Below are 18,005 nucleotides of genomic sequence, written 5' to 3' on the forward strand. Positions count from 1 at the left end.
GTTTTCATCATGGTGGAAGAACCGCGCCGGCGGCTGGGCCGCGGCCTGGCGGCGTTATTGGGAGACGCCGGCGAGGAAGCGCCTGCCGAACGCCCACGCGGCCAGCGCAAGGTTCCGATCGAATTTCTGCGCCCCAATCCGCGTAATCCGCGCATGCAATTTCGTGAGGAGGATCTCGCCGATCTCACCAATTCCATTCGGGAAAAGGGCATTATCCAGCCGATCGTCGTGCGCGCCATTCCGGGAGTCGCCGACGCCTATGAGATTATCGCTGGCGAGCGGCGCTGGCGAGCGGCGCAGGCGGCGGGGCTCGCCGATGTCCCCGTCGTCATCCATGAGGCCGACGACAAGGAAGCCCTTGAGCTCGCCATCATCGAGAACGTCCAGCGCGCCGACCTCAACGCGATCGAAGAAGCGAAGGGCTATGAGCGTCTCGGCGCGGAATTCAGCTACTCCCAAAGCGAAATCGCCAAGATCATCGGCAAGAGCCGGTCGCATGTGGCCAATACGTTGCGGCTGCTGAACCTTCCCGAGGGCGCCAAGGCGCTGGTGCGGGACGGGGTCATTTCGGCGGGCCACGCCCGCGCCTTGCTTGCGGTCGAAAATCCCGAAGCGGTCGCGCGGCGGATCGTCGACGAGGGTCTGACGGTTCGCGACGTCGAGGCCCTGGCGCAGGCGCAGGCCGGCTCATCGGAAGGCGAATCAGCGCCCGGCAGGAAATCCTTGCGGCCAGACAAGGACGCCAATACGCGCGCTCTGGAAAAAACGTTGAGCGACGCGCTCGGCATGGCGGTCGACATCAAGAATCAGGGCGAGCGCGGCGAGATTCGCATCCGCTATCAGTCGCTCGATCAGCTCGACGCCATCTGCCGGCTCCTGAGCGAATAAGGCGCGGCGTTCAGCGCGTATAGGGCTGCTCGATTACTTCGTTACGACGCTCTCGCGTCATTGCGAGCCTTTTCGCGAAGTCGGGCATACCCGACTTCGCGAAAAGGCGAAGCAATCCAGAGCGTCATCGCAGCTCCTGGATTGCTTCGTCGCCAACTCTCCTCGCAATGACGGCGAATGAATAGCTGGAAGCAGTATAAGGCATAAAAAAACCGGCCCGCGAGGGCCGGTTTCTTTTGTCCCAATCCCAGTGGATTAGAAGGGCAGGATCTTCGGAACGCCCCAATCCGCGCCGAAGCGATAGGTCAGACCGGCCGACACGACGATCGGGTTGACCTTCACGGCGAGGTTCAGCGGAACGGCCAGCGGGCCGAACGGCGTGCCGGTGTTGACGGCCCAAACGTGAGCGTTCGGCTCCATCATGATGTATTTGACGTCGACGTTCACGCCCCAGCGGTCGTTGAACATATAATCCGCGCCGGCCTGGCCGACGACGCCCCAGGACGGGGTGATCGAGGCGGCGGTGGCTGTCGTGAAGCTCGGGACCGCCGGGAAGTTCGGCAGGAAGAACGGGAAGGTCTGGTTGCCCGCGCGGGTGCCCCAATAGGCGGTGAAGTTCACGCCGACGCCGAGATAGGGCTGGAAGGCGCCGAAATTCGTGAAGTGATATTGCAGCAGCAGGGACGGCGGGAACACCCAGGTCTTGATGACGCTCGCGCCCTGGATCGGGCCGACGCCGGTCACGTGATGGGGGCTGACGCAGCAGATCGCCTCGATCGCCCAGTTCTTCGTGAGGAAGTAGGTGAGATCGACCGTCGGGATGATCGAGGAAGAAATATTCGTGCTGGCTCCGGCGAAGACGCTGCCCGCGCCGAGGCTGTAGCCGACGGCCTGCAGGACGGTCTGGTTGCCGAGCCAGGTGCCGGTGCCGCGATCGAAGATCGTCGCCGAACCGTCGGTCGGAACCACGCCCGCGAGCTTCAGGCGAACCTGGAAGGGATGGAAAGGCTCGATCACCGGCGGCGGCGGCGGCGGAGCCTTGAGGCTCGGCAGATCGGCCGCTTGAGCGGAGACCGCAGCGGTCCCCAGCGCGAAAGCGGCGAAAGCGCCGCGAACAAAATCCCTCATCGGAACCCCCTCAGAAATCTCTCTTCGACGGTCGACGCCGACGCGCCGAGTCGCAGTGAAGTTGCCTCGTTTTTGGTCGCTGGTATTTGATAAACATCAATAAATCATCTGTGGATGGTTCATTCTTTCCCATTGTGTCACTTGCGCAACATGTCGGCGCTGTTGCCTTGCAGCACGGCGGGCGCTAATCGAGAAGACGCCAAACGACGTGACTCCCAAGAAATTCCGGCGCATTCCGCGCCGCCGCGGCGCCCAAAAAAGCGCCGTCGCCTGCCGCAAGGTGCGACATCTTGACCGCCAGCCCCATTCCCGCCGAACCCAAGGTCGACGCCGAGCTCGCCGGCGCGCACGGGCTCAAGCCCGACGAATATGAGCGGATCCTGAAGCTCGTCGGCCGCACGCCCACCTTCACCGAACTCGGCGTCTTCTCGGCGATGTGGAACGAGCATTGCTCCTACAAATCCTCGCGCATCCACTTGCGCAAGCTGCCGACCAAGGCGCCCTGGGTGATTCGCGGGCCCGGCGAGAACGCCGGGGTCATCGACATCGGCGACGGCGACGCCTGCGTCTTCAAGATGGAGAGCCACAACCATCCGTCCTTTATCGAGCCCTATCAGGGCGCGGCGACGGGGGTCGGCGGCATTTTGCGGGACGTCTTCACCATGGGCGCTCGGCCGATCGCCTGCCTCAATCTGCTGCGCTTCGGCCGGCCGTCGCATCCAAAGACGCGCCATCTCGTCTCCGGCGTCGTCTCGGGCGTCGGCGGCTACGGCAATTCCTTCGGCGTGCCGACCGTCGGCGGCTCGACGGAGTTCGATCCGAGCTATGACGGCAATATTCTCGTGAACGCCATGGCGGTGGGTCTCGCCCGCGCCGATTCGATCTTCTATTCGGCGGCGGCCGGCGTCGGGAACCCGATCGTCTATCTCGGCTCCAAGACCGGCCGCGACGGCATCCATGGCGCGACCATGGCCTCGGCCGCTTTCGAGGCGGACGCCGAAGAGAAGCGGCCGACCGTTCAAGTCGGCGATCCCTTCTCCGAAAAGCTGCTGCTCGAAGCCTGTCTCGAGCTCATGGCGTCCGGCGCCGTCATCGCCATTCAGGACATGGGCGCGGCCGGCCTCACCTCCTCGGCCGTCGAGATGGGCGCCAAGGGCAATCTCGGCGTCGAGCTCGACCTCGACGCCGTGCCCTGCCGCGAGGAGGGCATGACGGCCTATGAGATGATGCTTTCCGAGAGCCAGGAGCGCATGCTCATGGTGCTGAAGCCCGAGCTCGAAGCGCAGGCCGAGGGCATCTTCCACAAATGGGGGCTCGATTTCGCGATCGTCGGCAAGACGACCGATACGCTGCGCTTCGTCGTGAAGCACAAGGGCGAGGTGAAGGCGGATCTTCCGATCAAGGAGCTCGGCGACGAGGCCCCGGTCTATGACCGGCCCTGGGTCGAGACGCCGAAACAGCCCGTGATCGACCCGGCGTCGGTGACGCCGCCCATGTCGAACCGCGACGCCCTTCTGAGGCTGCTTTCGACGCCCAATCTCTGCGCTAAGCGCTGGGTCTGGGAGCAGTACGACCATCTCATTCTCGGCAACAGCGTGCGCCAGCCGGGCGGCGACGCGGCGGTGATTCGCGTCAAGGACGGGCCAAAGGGCCTTGCGCTCACGACCGACGTGACGGCGCGCTATTGCGCGGCCGATCCCGTCGAGGGCGGCAAGCAGGCGGTGGCGGAAGCCTGGCGCAACATCACCGTGCGCGGCGCGACCCCCCTGGCGCTCACCGACAATCTGAATTTCGGCAATCCCGAACGGCCCGAATATATGGGCCAGTTCGTCGGCTGCCTGCAGGGGATCGGCGAGGCGGCGGCGGCGCTCGATTTCCCGATCGTCTCCGGCAATGTCTCGCTCTACAACGAGACGCAGGGGGCGGGCATTCTGCCGACCCCGGCGATCGGCGGGGTCGGCGTGATCGCGGATGTGGCGAAGTCGGCGCCCACGGGCTTCGCGGGGGGCGGCCAGATCATTCTTCTTATCGGCGAAACGAAAGGCTGGCTCGGCCAATCGGCCTATCTCGCCGACATATGCGGGCGCAGGGAAGGCGCGCCGCCCCCGGTCGACCTCGCGGCCGAGCGCAAGAACGGCGAATTCGTGCGCGAGCTTGTCCTCTCGGCAAGCGTGACCGCCGCGCATGACGTCGCCGATGGCGGCCTTGCCGTAGCCCTCGCCGAGATGGCGCTGGCTTCGGGCGTCGGGGCCGTCATGTCCCCTGCGCCGCCCGGCCTGGCGCCGTCCGCCTTCCTGTTCGGCGAAGACCAGGCCCGCTATCTCGTCACGGCGGCGACGCCCGAGCAGGCGGCGGCGATCGGCGCCGCGGCCGCAAAGGCGGGCGTTCCGCTCTTCACGCTCGGCGCGACGGGCGGCGATTCCTTGAACCTCCCCGGCGAGGCGCCGATATTGCTGTCCGACCTGCGCGAAGCGCATGAAACGCCGCTTCCGGCCTTCATGGCCGGGGACGACCGTGTCTTTTCGGACAATGCATGACGCAAAGAGGACGAAGCAAATGCCCATGCCCGCCGCGGAAATCGAGCGGATCATCAAGGAAGCCCTACCCGACGCGGTCGTCGAGCTGACCGCGCTCGCCGACGATGACGATCATTGGGCGGCGACCGTCGTCTCCGAACAGTTTCGCGGCCTCACCCGCGTGAGGCAGCATCAGCTGGTGAACGCCGCTTTCGGCGCGCGGCTGGGCGGCGATCTCCACGCGCTGGCTTTGACGACCCGCGCGCCTTAGAACCATAGACGCTGAAAGGCGGCGCCTTGAACGCCGTCGCGAAAGGAAAGCAAATGTCCGACATCAACAGCCGCATCCAGAGCGAGATCGCATCCTCCGACGTCGTCCTCTTCATGAAGGGCACGCCGCAGGCGCCGCAATGCGGATTCTCCATGCAGGTCGTGCAGATCCTCAACCATCTCGGCGTGCCCTACAAGGCGATCAACGTGCTTGCCGACGGCGAGATTCGCGAGGGAATCAAGGCTTTCTCCAACTGGCCGACCATCCCGCAGCTTTATGTGAAGAACGAATTCATCGGCGGCTGCGACATCACGCGCGAAATGTTCCAGTCGGGCGAGCTGACCGCGCTTTTCGACAAGGAAGGCGTGCCGCACGCCCAGGCCGGCAAGGCGTAAGGCCAGCCCCTCTTCTCACGCGGATCATGATGCGCGCCGTTCTTCCCGAGCGGCGCGCATTTGTTTTTTCGATCGGTCCTCCACCGCGCCTTGCAGAATGCTGCAACCGCACATGGATCCACGCGGGGCGAAGCATCCTACACTTTTTTATGACAGCGGAATGAATGAGACTCCCCCTTACAGAGACGCCGGGGGCCCGGGAATTCGCGGGCCCTGGCGGGGCGCTCTGGAGATGGAGAAAGATCATGTCCCTGAAATTCGTCTTCGCCGCCGCGGCGCTGGGCGTCGCATTCTCTTCGGCTCCGGCTTTCGCCTATGACAGATTCTTCGATTTCGGCGAGGCGTGGAGCCAATCGACGCAGCGGCATCAGCGCGACGAAGCGCTGAGCGCCTCGCCGCGCGACGTGACGCGCCATCAGTCGCCCTATGTTTATGACGGCCGCCCGCACGACCCCTCGGGCAATATCATTCTCGAGGGCGCCCGCTGATTGGGAATGATCGACTGCGAAGTCGGAGCGATTCGAAAACTGGCGAAGCGAGCCCCGGCGACCGCCGGGGCTCTGCTTTTTTCGGCGTCGTGAGGAGGCCGCCCCGAGCATTTGACCCTCGGCTCGGAAATTATTTTATTGTGCGATGCAACGCCGTGCGCGCGCCGCGCCCGACAAAGGCCTGTCTGGACCCAGCAAAAGGTCATGTGTGTACGTATAATATACATAGTCTTTCTCTATCTATCCCGACCTTTCCGACGGCATTTGATTTCTCCGCGCTCCTGCGCAACTGTCGCGGCATGACTTCCAAGCCGCTGCGACGCAGAGCCCGCCGCGCCAGGGCGGGCGCGCAATGACCCTTTCTCTCGCACTGACCCAGGGCGATCCGTCGGGCGTCGGGCCGGAACTGACGCTCAAGGCGTTTCTCGCGCGCGAAGCCGCCGCGCTGCCGGCCTTCTTCGTCCTTGCGGATCCGGCGCAGCTCGCAAGCGTCGCGCGGGCGCTTTCCCTCGACGTCGACATTGAGGAGACGACGCCGGCCGAGGCCGCCAACGTCTTTGCGCGCGCCCTCCCCGTGGTCCCCCTCGGCCATGCGGTTCGAGGCGAGGCCGGCCGGCCGGACCCCGCGGACGCCGCCGCGACCCTCCGCTCCATCGAGCGCGCGGTCGACTGGGTCATGAAAGGCGCGGCGCGCGCCGTGGTGACCAATCCGATCGCGAAATCCGTTCTCTACGCCGCCGGTTTCTCGCATCCGGGACACACCGAGTTTCTGGGAGAGCTGGCGCGCCGCCATTACGGCGTGGATTGCCGCCCGGCGATGATGATCTGGGCCGAGGAGCTCGCCGTCGTTCCGATCACCATCCACATTCCGCTCGCCGAGGCGCCGAAGCGTCTGACCAGGGAGCTGATCGTCGAGACGGGCGAAATCGTCGCGCGCGATCTGCGCGCACGCTTCGGCGTCGCCGATCCGAGGCTGGCCTTCTCGGGCCTCAACCCGCATGCGGGCGAAGGCGGCGCGCTGGGGCGCGAGGAGATCGACACGATCATTCCCGCGATCGAGGAATTGCGCGCCAGGGGCGTCGACGCGCGCGGGCCATTTCCGGCCGACACGATGTTTCACGCCGCCGCGCGGAAAAATTACGACGCCGCGCTTTGCCCGACGCATGACCAGGCGCTCATTCCCATCAAGACGCTCGCCTTCGACCGCGGCGTCAATGTCACGCTGGGCCTGCCCTTCGTGCGCACGTCGCCTGATCACGGAACCGCCTTCGACATTGCCGGCAAGGGCGTCGCCAACGCCACGAGCCTTATCGAAGCGATCAAGCTCGCGGGGCGGATGACGGCGTGATCGACGATTTGCCGCCCTTGCGCGAGGTCGTCGCGCGCCACGGCCTCGACGCGAAAAAGACGCTCGGCCAGAACTTCCTTTTCGACCTCAATCTCACGAGCCGCATCGCCCGCGCCGCCGGGCCTTTCGATCATACCGTCATCGTGGAGGTCGGTCCCGGCCCCGGCGGCCTCACCCGCGCTTTGCTGGCGCAGGGCGCGAGCGTGATCGCCATCGAGCGCGACCGGCGCTGCCTGCCAGCGCTCGCCGAAATTGCCGTCCATTATCCCGGGCGCCTGACTATCGTCGAAGGCGACGCGCTGGAGATCGACGTCGCGGAACTCGTGCGCCAACATCCGTCATTGCGAGCCGGAGGCGAAGCAATCCAGGGACCCGATGATGGCGCTGGATCGCTTCGCGCCGTTCGCGATGACGGCGAGCCGCCCCGCGCCCGCATCTGCGCCAATCTCCCCTATAATGTCGCGACCGCGCTGCTGACGCGCTGGATCGAGGCGGAGCCCTGGCCGTCGCTTTTCGACCGTTATGTGCTGATGTTCCAGAAGGAGGTGGCGCTGCGCATCGTCGCGACGCCGGCGCAGCGCGCCGATTACGGCCGCCTCGCGGTGCTCTGCGGCTGGCGCACGAAAGCGCGCATCCTCTTCGACGTGTCGCCCGCGGCCTTCACGCCGCCCCCTAAGGTCGTCTCCTCGGTCGTGGAGCTCGTCCCGAAATCGGCGCCGCTTCCATGCGATCCGCGCGCGCTCTCGCAAGTGGCGCAGGCCGCCTTCGGCCAGCGCCGCAAGATGCTGCGCCAGAGCCTCAAGAGTCTCGGCGTCGATGCGGGCGCGCTGCTGGCGCGGGCGGGAATCGAGGAGACCAAGCGGGCGGAGGAGGTGGATGTCTCGGGCTTCGTCTCCCTGGCGCGCGCCTTCCGCGCGCTCCGCGACAACTGACAAGCTCCCGCAATCATCCGCGCCGCGCGGATTTGCGCAAATAGTCCCGCAGGACGACCGCGTTATTCATCGCCTCGTCCTTGGCGGCGTAAAGGAGCGTGACGCGCCCTTTGCGGCCCATTGCGCGCAGCGCCGCGATCTCTTCCTGCGCTTCCGGGCTTTCGAGCTCGTCGCGGTAGCGCGTCTGAAATTCCTCCCAGCGCTCCGGCGCATGAGCGAACCAGCGCCGCAATTCGTCGCTCGGCGCGACGTCCTTGGCCCAATGATCTATGGCGGCTTTGTCCTTGCTCAGCCCGCGCGGCCAAAGCCGATCGACGAGCACGCGCGTTCCGTCGCTTTCCTCGGCGGGGTCGTAAACGCGCTTGAGGGAGAAGGCGGGCATGAACGCGACATAGCGCGCGCTCGTCGCCTTTCTACTCGCTCAGAAGCCGCTCAACGAAGCCTTCGATCTCCCGCTCGCGCCTCGCCCGGCGGCGGCGCTCGGCGCGCAGGATCGCGATCAGATCGTCGAAGGAGCGCTGGAGGTCGTCATTGACGATGACATAGTCATAATCCTTCCAGCGGGCGATCTCCTTGCGGGCGTTCTCCAGCCGGCGCTCGATGACCTCGCGCGAATCCTCGGCGCGGCGCTCGAGCCGCGCGCGCAGCTCCTTCATCGAGGGCGGCAGGATGAAGACCGTGACCGCGTCGGCCCCCATCTTCTCGCGCACCTGGCGGGTGCCCTGATAGTCGATGTCGAAGAGGCAGTCCCGCCCCTGCGCCAGGATCGCCTCCACCGGACCGCGCGGCGTGCCGTAGAAATTGCCGTGAACCTCGGCCCATTCCAGAAGATCGCCGGAGTCGCGCATCGCGGCGAATTGGCGCTCATCGATGAAGCGATAATGGATGCCGTCCACCTCGCTCGACCGGCGCGCGCGGGTCGTGACCGAGATCGATAGAGTGAGATCGAGATCGCGGTCCTGCAGCAGCATCCGCGTCAGCGTAGTCTTGCCGGCGCCGGAGGGCGAGGAAAGGATGAGAACGACGCCGCGGCGCAGCGGAAGGGAGAGGTCCATGGCGACGAATGTCACGAGAAGAGGCAATCGGCAATAGGCAATCGGGCCGCCGCTTTCGGGTGAATGCTGGGCGTGAGCAAATCCCTCCCCTTTACGGCTAGCAGATTCACACATCTGTGTTGGTTAGCGGCGGCGTTGGTTGGGTGACGGCGATGGCGTATTTTCCGTGCTGGAATTTGAGCCATCCGGCGAGCATGACGACGGGGCCGGGTTTTCCGTAATAGCCGGTCCAGCCGCCGAGGCGGGCGAGCACCCAGGACGCATAGGCCAGGGACCCTCGCGGATGTGGGTTCTTCTGACGCTGCGTCTTGCCTTCGAGGGTGGCGCAATAGGCTTCCAGCAGCGGTTGGTCCTTGGGCTCGAAGGCGTCGAGGAGCGGGCGCAGACGTTGCGGATCGCCGCCGTCCCGGGCGTGGACGAGTTGTTGGATCGTCACGGCCGCGATCAACGTCGCGGCCGCCAGGGTCTGGCGCGGCGCGTCGTCTTCCATCCGCACGGCCTCGATGTCGAAGCCGCCGGTCTTCATCGTGCGGAACAACTGCTCGATCGCCCAACGGCGTCGATACAGATCGACGACCTCGAGCGCTTGCGCGAGGCGGTCGACGGGGCGCGTCGTGATCAGACGCCAATGGACGTTTTCGCCTGGGGGCGGGTCGATCTCGCGCACGTCGACGAGATGGACCGCGATCGTCGAGGGGTCGTTCTGGGCCGCGCCGTTCCGGGGCCGCGCGAGATCAAAGCGCCCATGCCGGACGGCCAGTGTCGCTTCGCGCGCCGGCCGTCCGGGCCTCGCCGGAAGCGACAGCGTCGCCCGCCCGGCCTCCTCCAGCGCATCCAGGCGCGCAAACAGCCGCTCGCCATCCTCCAGCGCGCGGTCCTGCGCGGCGCGCACGAGGAGGTGAACTCCCGGCGGGCGCCGCGCGAAGGCGGAATAAATATCGCTCTCGCGATCGGCCACGACCGTGACCTCGCGCGCCAAAGCGCAAACTTTCGCCGCCGCCGCCGCGCCCTCCAGCCAGCGCCGGCTTTCCTTGTCCTCGATCGGCCGCTGACGCCGATCCGCCTTGCGTCCCGTCGCGCGTTCAAGGAACTGCGCGTGCGCCAGACCCACGATCGAACCGTCCTCGGCGTCGACGACGAGGGTCGGATGCAGATAGAGCCCGCCGCCGCCCTCGGACTTGACGACCGTCGTGTCCTGTATCGCCAGGACCGCGCGCCCGGCGCAACGCGCCGACGCGCGCGCGGCCGCCGTGGCGAACATCTCCGCGCCGGTCACCGCCCGATTGCGAAGAAAGCGCGTGATCTTAATCTCACCGGCCCGGTCGCCGCCGAGCCGACGAATGCGTATGCCCCCGCCGCCCTCCGCCACCAGCCGGGAAAGCAGAAAGGCCCCCTTTTTCCAGTCGCGCGTCGCCAAAGCGACCCAGCGTCCGTCCGTCCATCGTCCGTCCCTCCGATTCCTTCAAATGGAATCAGACGCCCAGGCCACATGCAACCAAGATGTGTGAATGCGGTAGCCCTTTACGGGGAGGGTGGCCCTGCAAAGCAGGGCCGGGTGGGGTAATGCCCACCAATATAGTGGCGGTGCGAACCCCATCCGGCGGTCTTCGACCGCCGACCTCCCCGTAAAGGGGAGGTATTTTTCGGCCAATCGCCGAGATTGTTATTCACCCTTAGCGCGGTAGTCATGGCGTTCTCTTACAGGACGTCGACAAAAACTATAGATCATTGATAAAAGCGATCATTGGCTTAGCTTCAAGTCGCAATTAAACTTTACGTGACGCGAATGTCTACGCTTCAAGCGTTGCGTTACTCGATGTTTTGCACCTGTTCGCGCAACTGCTCGACCTCGATCTTGAGCTCGAGGCCGATCGCCGTCAGCTCGCCGTCATTGGATTTCGCGCAGAGCGTGTTTGTCTCGCGCGAAAATTCTTGCGCCAGGAAATCGAGCCGGCGGCCGATCGGGCCGCCGTCGGCGAGCAGATTCCGGGCGCTTGCGACATGGGTCTTGAGCCGGTCGAGCTCCTCTCGAATATCGGCCTTGACGGCGAGAAGCACGGCCTCCTGATGCAGCCGCGCGGGATCGAGCGTCTCGGCGGACTCCAGGAGCCGGGCAATCTGCTGGGCGAGCCGCTGGCGCACGGCCTCGGGCTGGCGGCCCGGCGCCGCGTCGGCCTGTCCGGCGAGCGCGCCGATTTTCGTCAGCCGCTCCCGCAGCACGGCGGCGAGCGCCGCGCCCTCCGCGCGCCGCGAGGCGAGCAGATCGTCGAGCGCCGACTCCAGCGTGGCGAGAACGCCCTGCTCCAGCGCCGCGCGCTGGGCCTCGTCATCCTCCGGCTCCACGACCTCGACTACGCCCCTTATCGCGAGCAGGCCGTCGAGCGAGGCGGGGCGCAGGCTCGCATGGAGCGGCACGTCGTCAAGCGCGGCGAGCAGACGGTCGAGCGCGGCGCGGTTGACCCGCGCGGCGCCTTCGGCTTCGGCGCGCCTGGCGGCGAGATTGGCGAAGACGGAGCCCCGCGCGAGTCGGGCGGCGACGGCGGCGCGCGCCTTGATCTCCACGGCGTCGAAACCGGGCGGGACGCGCAGCCGCAGGTCGAGCCCCTTGGCGTTGACGCTTTTCAGCTCCCAGGCGTAGCTCCACGGCCCAAAGCTTCCGCGCGCACGCGCGAAGCCGGTCATGCTGGCGACGGTCGAATCGGTCATGAGGTCTCCAGGGCGCGAGGGCTCGCCCGGATTTAGCGCAGGTTCGCCGTCGGCGGAACGGTCTTGGCGGAGGTGAGGTCCCAGCTCCTGTTGCGCAGCGGATCGAGCGCGGTGCCCTCGGAAGCGTCGAAGGCGCGGGGACGGATGCGCTGCGCAGCGGTGGGGGCAAGCGCGACGGGCGTCTCGCCCGTAACGGGCGCCGCCGCCTCTTCGGGGGCGACCCTCGCGCCGAGGGCCTCGGTCGGCAGCTCGTCCGAACCCGCGGAGAGGCCGAGGCGCGCCGCGCGCGCCTTCTGCTCGGCGCGTCGGGCGGGGGAGACGGGATAGGCGGCGATGTCCGCCATGTCGTCCGGCAGGGCTTTGCCGTCGGCGCTTTCGCGCGCCATCATGTCGGGGCCGATCGCGCCCTCCTCGCCATCCAGGCCGGGGGCCGGCCCGCCGGAAGCGAAGAGCTCGGCGTCGAAGCGCGCGCGGGATTTCGGCTGGGCCGCGTCCTCCGTGAAATAGGGCCGCGCCACGCGCAAAGGCGCCGCATGGGGCGCGGCCTCGGCGGTCGGGTCTTCATGGCCGCCGAGGAAAAATGCGGCGCCGGCCGGCGAGAATTTGCCGAGCCGGTGGCTCGCCCCTTCATCCGCCGCCATGGCCCGGCCGACCGGATAATCGTCATGGCCGCCAAGCGTCACGAGGCGGCCGATCGGCGTCTCTGTGCGCCTGTCGCTCTTGGGAATTGCCGGCGGGACGGCGGCGGGAACGGATTGATCGGCTCCCGGCGCGGCCTTGCGATCCTGCTCCATCTTTCGCCAGTTCTGGACATTGCGCGAATGCTGGTCGAGCGATTCGGCGAAGACGTGCCCGCCCGCGCCGTCGGCGACGAAATAGAGGTCGCGCGTATTGGCCGGATTGGCCGTCGCCTCCAGCGCCGCCTTGCCCGGATTGGCGATCGGTCCCGGGGGCAGGCCGTCAATGGCGTAGGTGTTGTAGGGCGTCCATTTCTCGATCTCCGAGCGCATGATGCCGTGGCCCAGCGTCGCCTTGCCGCCGACGAGTCCGTAGACGATGGTCGGATCCGACTGGAGGCGCATGCCCTTGCGGAGGCGGTTCATGAAGACGGCGGCGACGCGCGGGCGCTCCTCGGGCTTCCCCGTCTCCTTCTCGACGATGGAGGCGAGCGTCACGAGATCCCAGGGCGAGCGCAAAGGCAGGTCCTTGGCGCGCTTCGCCCAGATCTGTTCGACGAGCTTGCGCTGGTCGTCCTGCATTTTGGAGATGAGCTTGGCGCGCGGGAAGCCGCGCGGAAATTTATAGGTTTCCGGCAGCAGCGCGCCTTCCTTCGGCGCCTCCAGAATATCGCCGGCGAGAAGGTCCGATTCGCGCAGGCGCTGGGCGATCTGCTCGCTCGTCAGGCCTTCCGGAATGGTGAGGCTGTGCATGAGCTGCTTGCCGGCGACGAGCTCGTCAATGACCTCGCGCAGGCTGGCCTTTTTCTTGAAGAGATATTCGCCCGGCTTGAGCTTGCCGCGCGCGCCCTCGACCAGCAGCGCGAAATTCATCAGGCCGGGGCTGTCGATCACGCCCTCGCGCTCGAGCTGCGAGAGCATTTCCGGCACGTCGCTGCGCGGCGGGAGATAGACGATCTTGTCGGCGCCGAGCGGGCCGGGCTCCTTGAGCTTGTGCAGGGTCGCGATGACGCCGAAGACGCCGGCGACCAGCGCGACGAGCAGGAAGCTCAGAAAGCCGCTCAGCGCCGAGAGCGTGCCTTCGCGGCGCTTCCTCTTCTTCGGCGGCGGCGCGGGCGGCGCCTCGGGCTGCAGGGTCTGCTTGCCGGTCTGCAGCGCGGCCCTGCGGCGGAAAATGGAGGAGCCGACGGTCGGCTCCGGCTCGCTTTCGAGAGGCTTGGGCTCGACGACGATTTCCGGCGCGCGCGCCGCGACCGGCTCGGAGGCCTTGGCCTCCGCCGGCTTCTCGGGCTCCGGCTTCGCCGGTTCATCTGGGCCGGGCTCGGATTTTGGCGCCTCGGGCGCGGCGGCTTCCGCCTCGGGCGATTCGGCGCGCGATTCGCTCTTGCTCGATTCGGGGAGGGGGGATTCCGGCGCGGCGGCCGTTTTCGCGGCGGCGGGCTCCTCGCCCGGCGTTGCGCCCTTATCACCCGTCTCGTCGGACATAATCGTCATCACGCCAATCCAGATCGACCCCGAACCAAGCGCCCGAAGGGACTTGTCGCCAACTGCTTACACTATTGGTCATTGTGGCGAATTCAGGAACGGGCGAACATGGTTAACAGACGGATGAACCGGGCGATACGGACCGCCCGGTTCATCCCCTGAAAAATCCAGCCCGAGCTTAAACTTAAGCGAGCTTACGGAAGAGCAGCGAGGCGTTGGTGCCGCCGAATCCGAAGGAGTTCGACAGCGCGACGTTGATCTCGCGCGCCCGCGCGGCCTTGGGCGCGAGGTCGATCGCCGTCTCGACGGAAGGATGGTCGAGATTGCGGGTCGGCGGCGCGGCGTTGTGGGTCATGGCGAGGATCGTGTAGACCGCCTCGACCGCGCCGGCGCCGCCGAGCAGATGGCCGATCGCCGATTTCGTCGAGGACATTGTGAGCCTCGGCTCGACATTGCCGATGAGCCGCTCCACCGCCTTCAGCTCGATCTCGTCCCCGAGCGGGGTCGACGTGCCATGGGCGTTGACATAGTCGATCTCGCTCACCGGCAGGCCCGAGCGCTTCAGCGCGGCCTTCATGCAGCGATAGGCGCCGTCGCCGTCGGGAGTCGGCGCCGTGATGTGGAAGGCGTCGCCCGACATGCCATAGCCGATGAGCTCGGCGTAGATCTTCGCGCCGCGGGCCTTGGCGTGCTCATATTCCTCGAGCACCAGGCAGCCGGCGCCTTCGCCGAGCACGAAGCCGTCGCGATCCTTGTCATAGGGGCGGGAGGCCTCGGCGGGGCGGTCGTTGAAGCCGGTCGAGAGGGCGCGGCAGGCGGCGAAGCCCGCGACGCCGATGCGATTCACCGGCGATTCGGCGCCGCCCGCGACCATGACGTCGGCGTCGCCCATGGCGATGATGCGCGCGGCGTCGCCCACCGCATGGGTGCCGGTGGCGCAGGCCGTCACCACTGCGTGATTCGGTCCCTTGAGGCTGTGCAGGATCGACACATAGCCGGCGACGAGATTGATGATGCGGCCGGAGACGAAGAAGGGCGAGACGCGGCGCGGGCCTTTTTCCTTCAGCGTGATCGACGTCTCGTAGATGCCGCCCAGGCCGCCAATGCCGGAACCGATGAGAACGCCGGTCGTCTCCTGCTTCTCGGGCGTGTCGGCCTTCCAGCCGGCGTCGGCCAGCGCCTGGGTCGCGGCGGCGACGCCATAGACGATGAAGTCGTCGACCTTGCGCTGCTCCTTCGGATCGAACCAGTCGTCCGGATTGAAGGAGCCGTCGGAGCCGTCGCCGCGCGGCACCACGGCCGCGATCTGGCAGGCGAGATCGGCCGTTTCGAAAGTGTCGATGCGGCGGAAGCCGTGCTCGCCGGCGACGAGACGCCGCCAATTCGTTTCGACGCCGCAGCCCAAAGGCGAAACGACGCCCAGGCCGGTGACGACCACCCTGCGCATGGCTTACTCTCGGATTTCCTATGCCTGGAACGCGAGCCGCCCGTCGAAGCCTCGCCGGGCGGCATGGATCGACGCGCGCCGGAAGCGGGCGCGTCCTTGGGCCCTAGCTCAGGCGGCCTTGGCCTTTTCGAGGAATTTCACCGCGTCGCCGACGGTCAGGATGGTCTCGGCCGCGTCGTCCGGGATCTCGACGCCGAACTCTTCCTCGAAAGCCATGACCAGCTCGACCGTGTCGAGCGAGTCGGCGCCCAGATCGTCGATGAAATTGGCCTTGTCGACAACCTTTTCGGGCTCGACGCCGAGGTGTTCGACAACGATCTTCTTCACGCGCTCGGCGACATCGCTCATGTGATTTAGTCCCTGTTGCTGTGGTGCGCTCGCACCGATTCGGCGATGCGGGGCTTCGCCCGCTCGCCGTGTCCTCCAAAAGATTTCTTGAGCGCCGGCCGCGTTCCGAAGGCGGCGCGACGAAACTGCGCTCGAGCCTCTGTCTTACGGAAATACGGCGGCGCCGCCCCTCTCGCGGCGTCGGTCTGGTAACACACTTCGTTTTCCTTGGCGAGAGGGCCGAAGCCGTCCCGCGCCCGGAAAACGGCCCTTGCGGGAGCCGCCCGCGCGCCGGCGAAACGCCGCGGTCCGCGCCGGCGCCGGCCTTTCGTCAGATCATCGCCATGCCCCCGTTCACATGCAGCGTCTGGCCGGTCACATAGCCGGCTTCGGCGCTGGCCAGATAGACGACGGCGGCGGCGACGTCCGCGCCCGCGCCCAGCCGGCCGGCCGGCACGCGCGCGAGGATCGCCTGCTTTTGCGCGTCGTTCAGCTCGTCGGTCATCGGGCTTTCGATGAAGCCCGGCGCGATGCAGTTCACCGTCACGCCGCGCGAGGCGACCTCGGCGGCGAGCGATTTCGACATGCCGATCATGCCGGCCTTCGCAGCCGCGTAATTGCCCTGCCCCGGATTGCCGGTGACGCCGACGACGGAGGTGACGCCGACGATGCGGCCGAAGCGCTTCTTCATCATGCCGCGCAGCACGGCGCGGGAAAGGCGGAAGGCCGCGGTCAGGTTGATTTCCATGACCGTGTCCCAATCCTCGTCCTTCAGGCGCATGAAAAGCATGTCGCGCGTGACGCCGGCGTTGTTCACGAGAATGTCGACGCTCCCCATCGCCGCCTCGGCCGCCGGGACGAGCTTGTCGGCGTCGGCGCGGTCGGCGAGATTGCAGGGCAGGACATGGGTCGTTCCGCCAATTTCGGCGGCGAGCGCCTCGAGCGCCTCCTTGCGCGTGCCGGACAGCGCCACGGTCGCCCCCGCATCGACAAGCGCGCGGGCGATATCCTTGCCGATGCCCCCGCTCGCGCCGGTCACCAGCGCCGTCCTGCCAGACAAATCGAACATTCCCGTCCTCCCTTATCCGCACGCCGCGGCATGCGGCTGCCCCTTATCGCGCCTCCCTTTAACCGGAATTGGGGAAATTGCGAGGCCCGAGGCGCGCTGCGAAAATGTGGAAGCCCGCCATTCGCGGGACGCGGCCCGAAACTTATGGATTCGATCGCGCGCGCCAAGCGCGCCGGGCTCCAGCCGTGGCCGGCGAAATGCGCGACTCTCATGGCGCCACAACCGGAGGTTCCTAACAAATCTGTAAGAAATATGGCTAACACGTTGTTTAAGTATGACGTTCTTGCCGTGGCGCAAGTACAACACAGCCGAAGTTTCAACCCCAGGGCGCCCGAATTTAGCCTGGCGTTGGTTGCTTTCGAAACCGGTCTTTGAACAGAGTCCCTTGGCTTGGGGTCCGCATCGCGTCACGCCCGCCGAGTCGGGCAGATGCGGGTCATTCGTTCTGACTTGAGCAAAGGGTTACGCTATGAAGACCACTCTATCGGCGATCGCTCTCGCGGCGGCCCTCGCGGCCGGCGCGGCGCAGGCCGCGGATCTCCCGTCCCGGAAGGCTCCGCCGCCCGCTTACATCCCCCCGCCGCCGGTTCTGACCTGGACCGGCTTCTATGGCGGTCTCAATATTGGCGGCGGCTGGCAGGACCGGTCCTCCTCCAATGTCTTATGGGGCAATAACGGCAATTCCGGCGGCGTCGTCGGGGGCGGCCAGATCGGCTACAACTACCAGTTCTCGCCCTGGCTCGTGGTCGGCGTCGAGACCGACTTCCAGGGCACGAGCATTGGCGGCGGCGGCGCGAACAACGCCTGGGCCGTGGCCTGGGGCGGCTGGGGCGGCTCCACCGCCCGCATCAACTGGTTCGGCACGGTTCGCGGCCGCGCCGGCCTCACCTTCCCCGGCATGCCGACCCTGCTGATCTACGGCACCGGCGGCTTCGCCTATGCCGACGTGCAGCGCAATTTCTGGTGGAACCAGAACAGCGCCGTTCAGACCGGCTGGACGGCCGGCGGCGGCGCCGAGTGGATGTTCCTGCCGAACTGGTCGGCCAAGGTCGAGTATCTCTACACGGAAGTCTCGGGCAACAACCAGAACTGGGCGTTCAACCCGGGCTGGGGCCTCAACAATGTGAACAACCGCACGCGCTTCCACACGGTTCGCGCGGGCGTGAACTATCACTTCAATTTCGGCTCGCCCGCTCCGGTCCTCGCCTCCTACTGATCGGTCCTGCGCCGATCCTGAGAAGCCCGGCCGAAAGGCCGGGCTTTTTTCATGTGA

The 18,005-nt window shown here is 66.6% G+C and carries 17 protein-coding genes; 8 read left to right on the forward strand and 9 right to left on the reverse strand.

Translation table 11 applies throughout. The features are described from left to right. Window positions 1-9 precede the first annotated feature (9 nt). On the forward strand, window positions 10-888 hold the full coding sequence (locus ACV7JP_RS06975; protein WP_457798500.1) for a ParB/RepB/Spo0J family partition protein: 879 nt from the start codon (window positions 10-12) through the stop codon (window positions 886-888). A gap of 255 nt (window positions 889-1,143) precedes the next feature. On the opposite strand, the gene ACV7JP_RS06980 is transcribed toward ACV7JP_RS06975, so the two are convergent. Continuing rightward, window positions 1,144-2,016, reverse strand: coding sequence for an OmpW/AlkL family protein (locus ACV7JP_RS06980; RefSeq protein ID WP_457798501.1), 873 nt, complete (start codon window positions 2,014-2,016; stop codon window positions 1,144-1,146). Window positions 2,017-2,306: 290 nt separating this feature from the next. Between ACV7JP_RS06980 and purL the strand changes: the two genes are divergently transcribed. The 6 genes from purL to rsmA all read left to right on the forward strand — a co-directional run bounded on the left by purL (window position 2,307) and on the right by rsmA (window position 7,966). After that, window positions 2,307-4,553 (forward strand): phosphoribosylformylglycinamidine synthase subunit PurL, encoded by a 2,247-nt coding sequence (gene purL / locus ACV7JP_RS06985; RefSeq protein ID WP_457798502.1) that lies wholly within the window; start codon window positions 2,307-2,309, stop codon window positions 4,551-4,553. A gap of 19 nt (window positions 4,554-4,572) precedes the next feature. Further along, on the forward strand, window positions 4,573-4,803 hold the full coding sequence (locus ACV7JP_RS06990; RefSeq protein WP_457798503.1) for a BolA/IbaG family iron-sulfur metabolism protein: 231 nt from the start codon (window positions 4,573-4,575) through the stop codon (window positions 4,801-4,803). Window positions 4,804-4,856: 53 nt separating this feature from the next. Further along, complete coding sequence (gene grxD / locus ACV7JP_RS06995) at window positions 4,857-5,198, forward strand: Grx4 family monothiol glutaredoxin (RefSeq protein ID WP_457798504.1); 342 nt, start codon at window positions 4,857-4,859, stop codon at window positions 5,196-5,198. Window positions 5,199-5,443: 245 nt separating this feature from the next. Next, window positions 5,444-5,686 (forward strand): hypothetical protein, encoded by a 243-nt coding sequence (locus ACV7JP_RS07000; protein WP_457798505.1) that lies wholly within the window; start codon window positions 5,444-5,446, stop codon window positions 5,684-5,686. 352 nt (window positions 5,687-6,038) lie between these two features. Next, the gene (pdxA, locus tag ACV7JP_RS07005) at window positions 6,039-7,034 is read left to right on the forward strand and encodes a 4-hydroxythreonine-4-phosphate dehydrogenase PdxA (protein ID WP_457798506.1); all 996 of its coding nucleotides are present in this window, start codon (window positions 6,039-6,041) and stop codon (window positions 7,032-7,034) included. Beyond that, the gene (gene rsmA, locus ACV7JP_RS07010) at window positions 7,031-7,966 is read left to right on the forward strand and encodes a 16S rRNA (adenine(1518)-N(6)/adenine(1519)-N(6))-dimethyltransferase RsmA (protein WP_457798507.1); all 936 of its coding nucleotides are present in this window, start codon (window positions 7,031-7,033) and stop codon (window positions 7,964-7,966) included. The genes pdxA and rsmA overlap by 4 nt, the downstream gene beginning before the upstream one ends. 13 nt (window positions 7,967-7,979) lie before the next feature. Here rsmA and ACV7JP_RS07015 read toward each other — a convergent pair whose 3' ends face one another. The 8 genes from ACV7JP_RS07015 to fabG all read right to left on the reverse strand — a co-directional run bounded on the left by ACV7JP_RS07015 (window position 7,980) and on the right by fabG (window position 16,732). Then, window positions 7,980-8,348, reverse strand: coding sequence for a DUF488 domain-containing protein (locus ACV7JP_RS07015; RefSeq protein ID WP_457798508.1), 369 nt, complete (start codon window positions 8,346-8,348; stop codon window positions 7,980-7,982). Window positions 8,349-8,379: 31 nt separating this feature from the next. Further along, on the reverse strand, window positions 8,380-9,021 hold the full coding sequence (gmk, locus tag ACV7JP_RS07020; RefSeq protein ID WP_457798509.1) for a guanylate kinase: 642 nt from the start codon (window positions 9,019-9,021) through the stop codon (window positions 8,380-8,382). Window positions 9,022-9,127: 106 nt separating this feature from the next. After that, entirely contained in the window at window positions 9,128-10,438 is a 1,311-nt protein-coding gene (locus tag ACV7JP_RS07025; RefSeq protein WP_457798510.1) for an IS4 family transposase, read from the reverse strand. A gap of 392 nt (window positions 10,439-10,830) precedes the next feature. After that, on the reverse strand, window positions 10,831-11,727 hold the full coding sequence (locus ACV7JP_RS07030) for a YicC/YloC family endoribonuclease (protein WP_457798511.1): 897 nt from the start codon (window positions 11,725-11,727) through the stop codon (window positions 10,831-10,833). Window positions 11,728-11,759: 32 nt separating this feature from the next. After that, window positions 11,760-13,898, reverse strand: coding sequence for an endolytic transglycosylase MltG (gene mltG, locus ACV7JP_RS07035; RefSeq protein ID WP_457798512.1), 2,139 nt, complete (start codon window positions 13,896-13,898; stop codon window positions 11,760-11,762). 175 nt (window positions 13,899-14,073) lie between these two features. Continuing rightward, the gene (fabF, locus tag ACV7JP_RS07040) at window positions 14,074-15,336 is read right to left on the reverse strand and encodes a beta-ketoacyl-ACP synthase II (RefSeq protein WP_457798513.1); all 1,263 of its coding nucleotides are present in this window, start codon (window positions 15,334-15,336) and stop codon (window positions 14,074-14,076) included. A 108-nt stretch (window positions 15,337-15,444) separates the two neighbouring features. After that, a complete protein-coding gene (locus tag ACV7JP_RS07045) occupies window positions 15,445-15,684 on the reverse strand; it encodes an acyl carrier protein (RefSeq protein ID WP_016918578.1) in 240 nt (79 codons plus the stop codon). 310 nt (window positions 15,685-15,994) lie between these two features. After that, the gene (gene fabG / locus ACV7JP_RS07050) at window positions 15,995-16,732 is read right to left on the reverse strand and encodes a 3-oxoacyl-[acyl-carrier-protein] reductase (RefSeq protein ID WP_457798514.1); all 738 of its coding nucleotides are present in this window, start codon (window positions 16,730-16,732) and stop codon (window positions 15,995-15,997) included. 469 nt (window positions 16,733-17,201) lie between these two features. On the opposite strand from fabG, the gene ACV7JP_RS07055 reads away from it, so the two are divergent. After that, window positions 17,202-17,948, forward strand: a complete 747-nt coding sequence (locus ACV7JP_RS07055) for an outer membrane protein (protein WP_457798515.1) — start codon at window positions 17,202-17,204, stop codon at window positions 17,946-17,948. The last annotated feature ends 57 nt before the right edge of the window (window positions 17,949-18,005 follow it).

The sequence above is a fragment of the Methylocystis sp. S23 genome, from assembly GCF_054106005.1.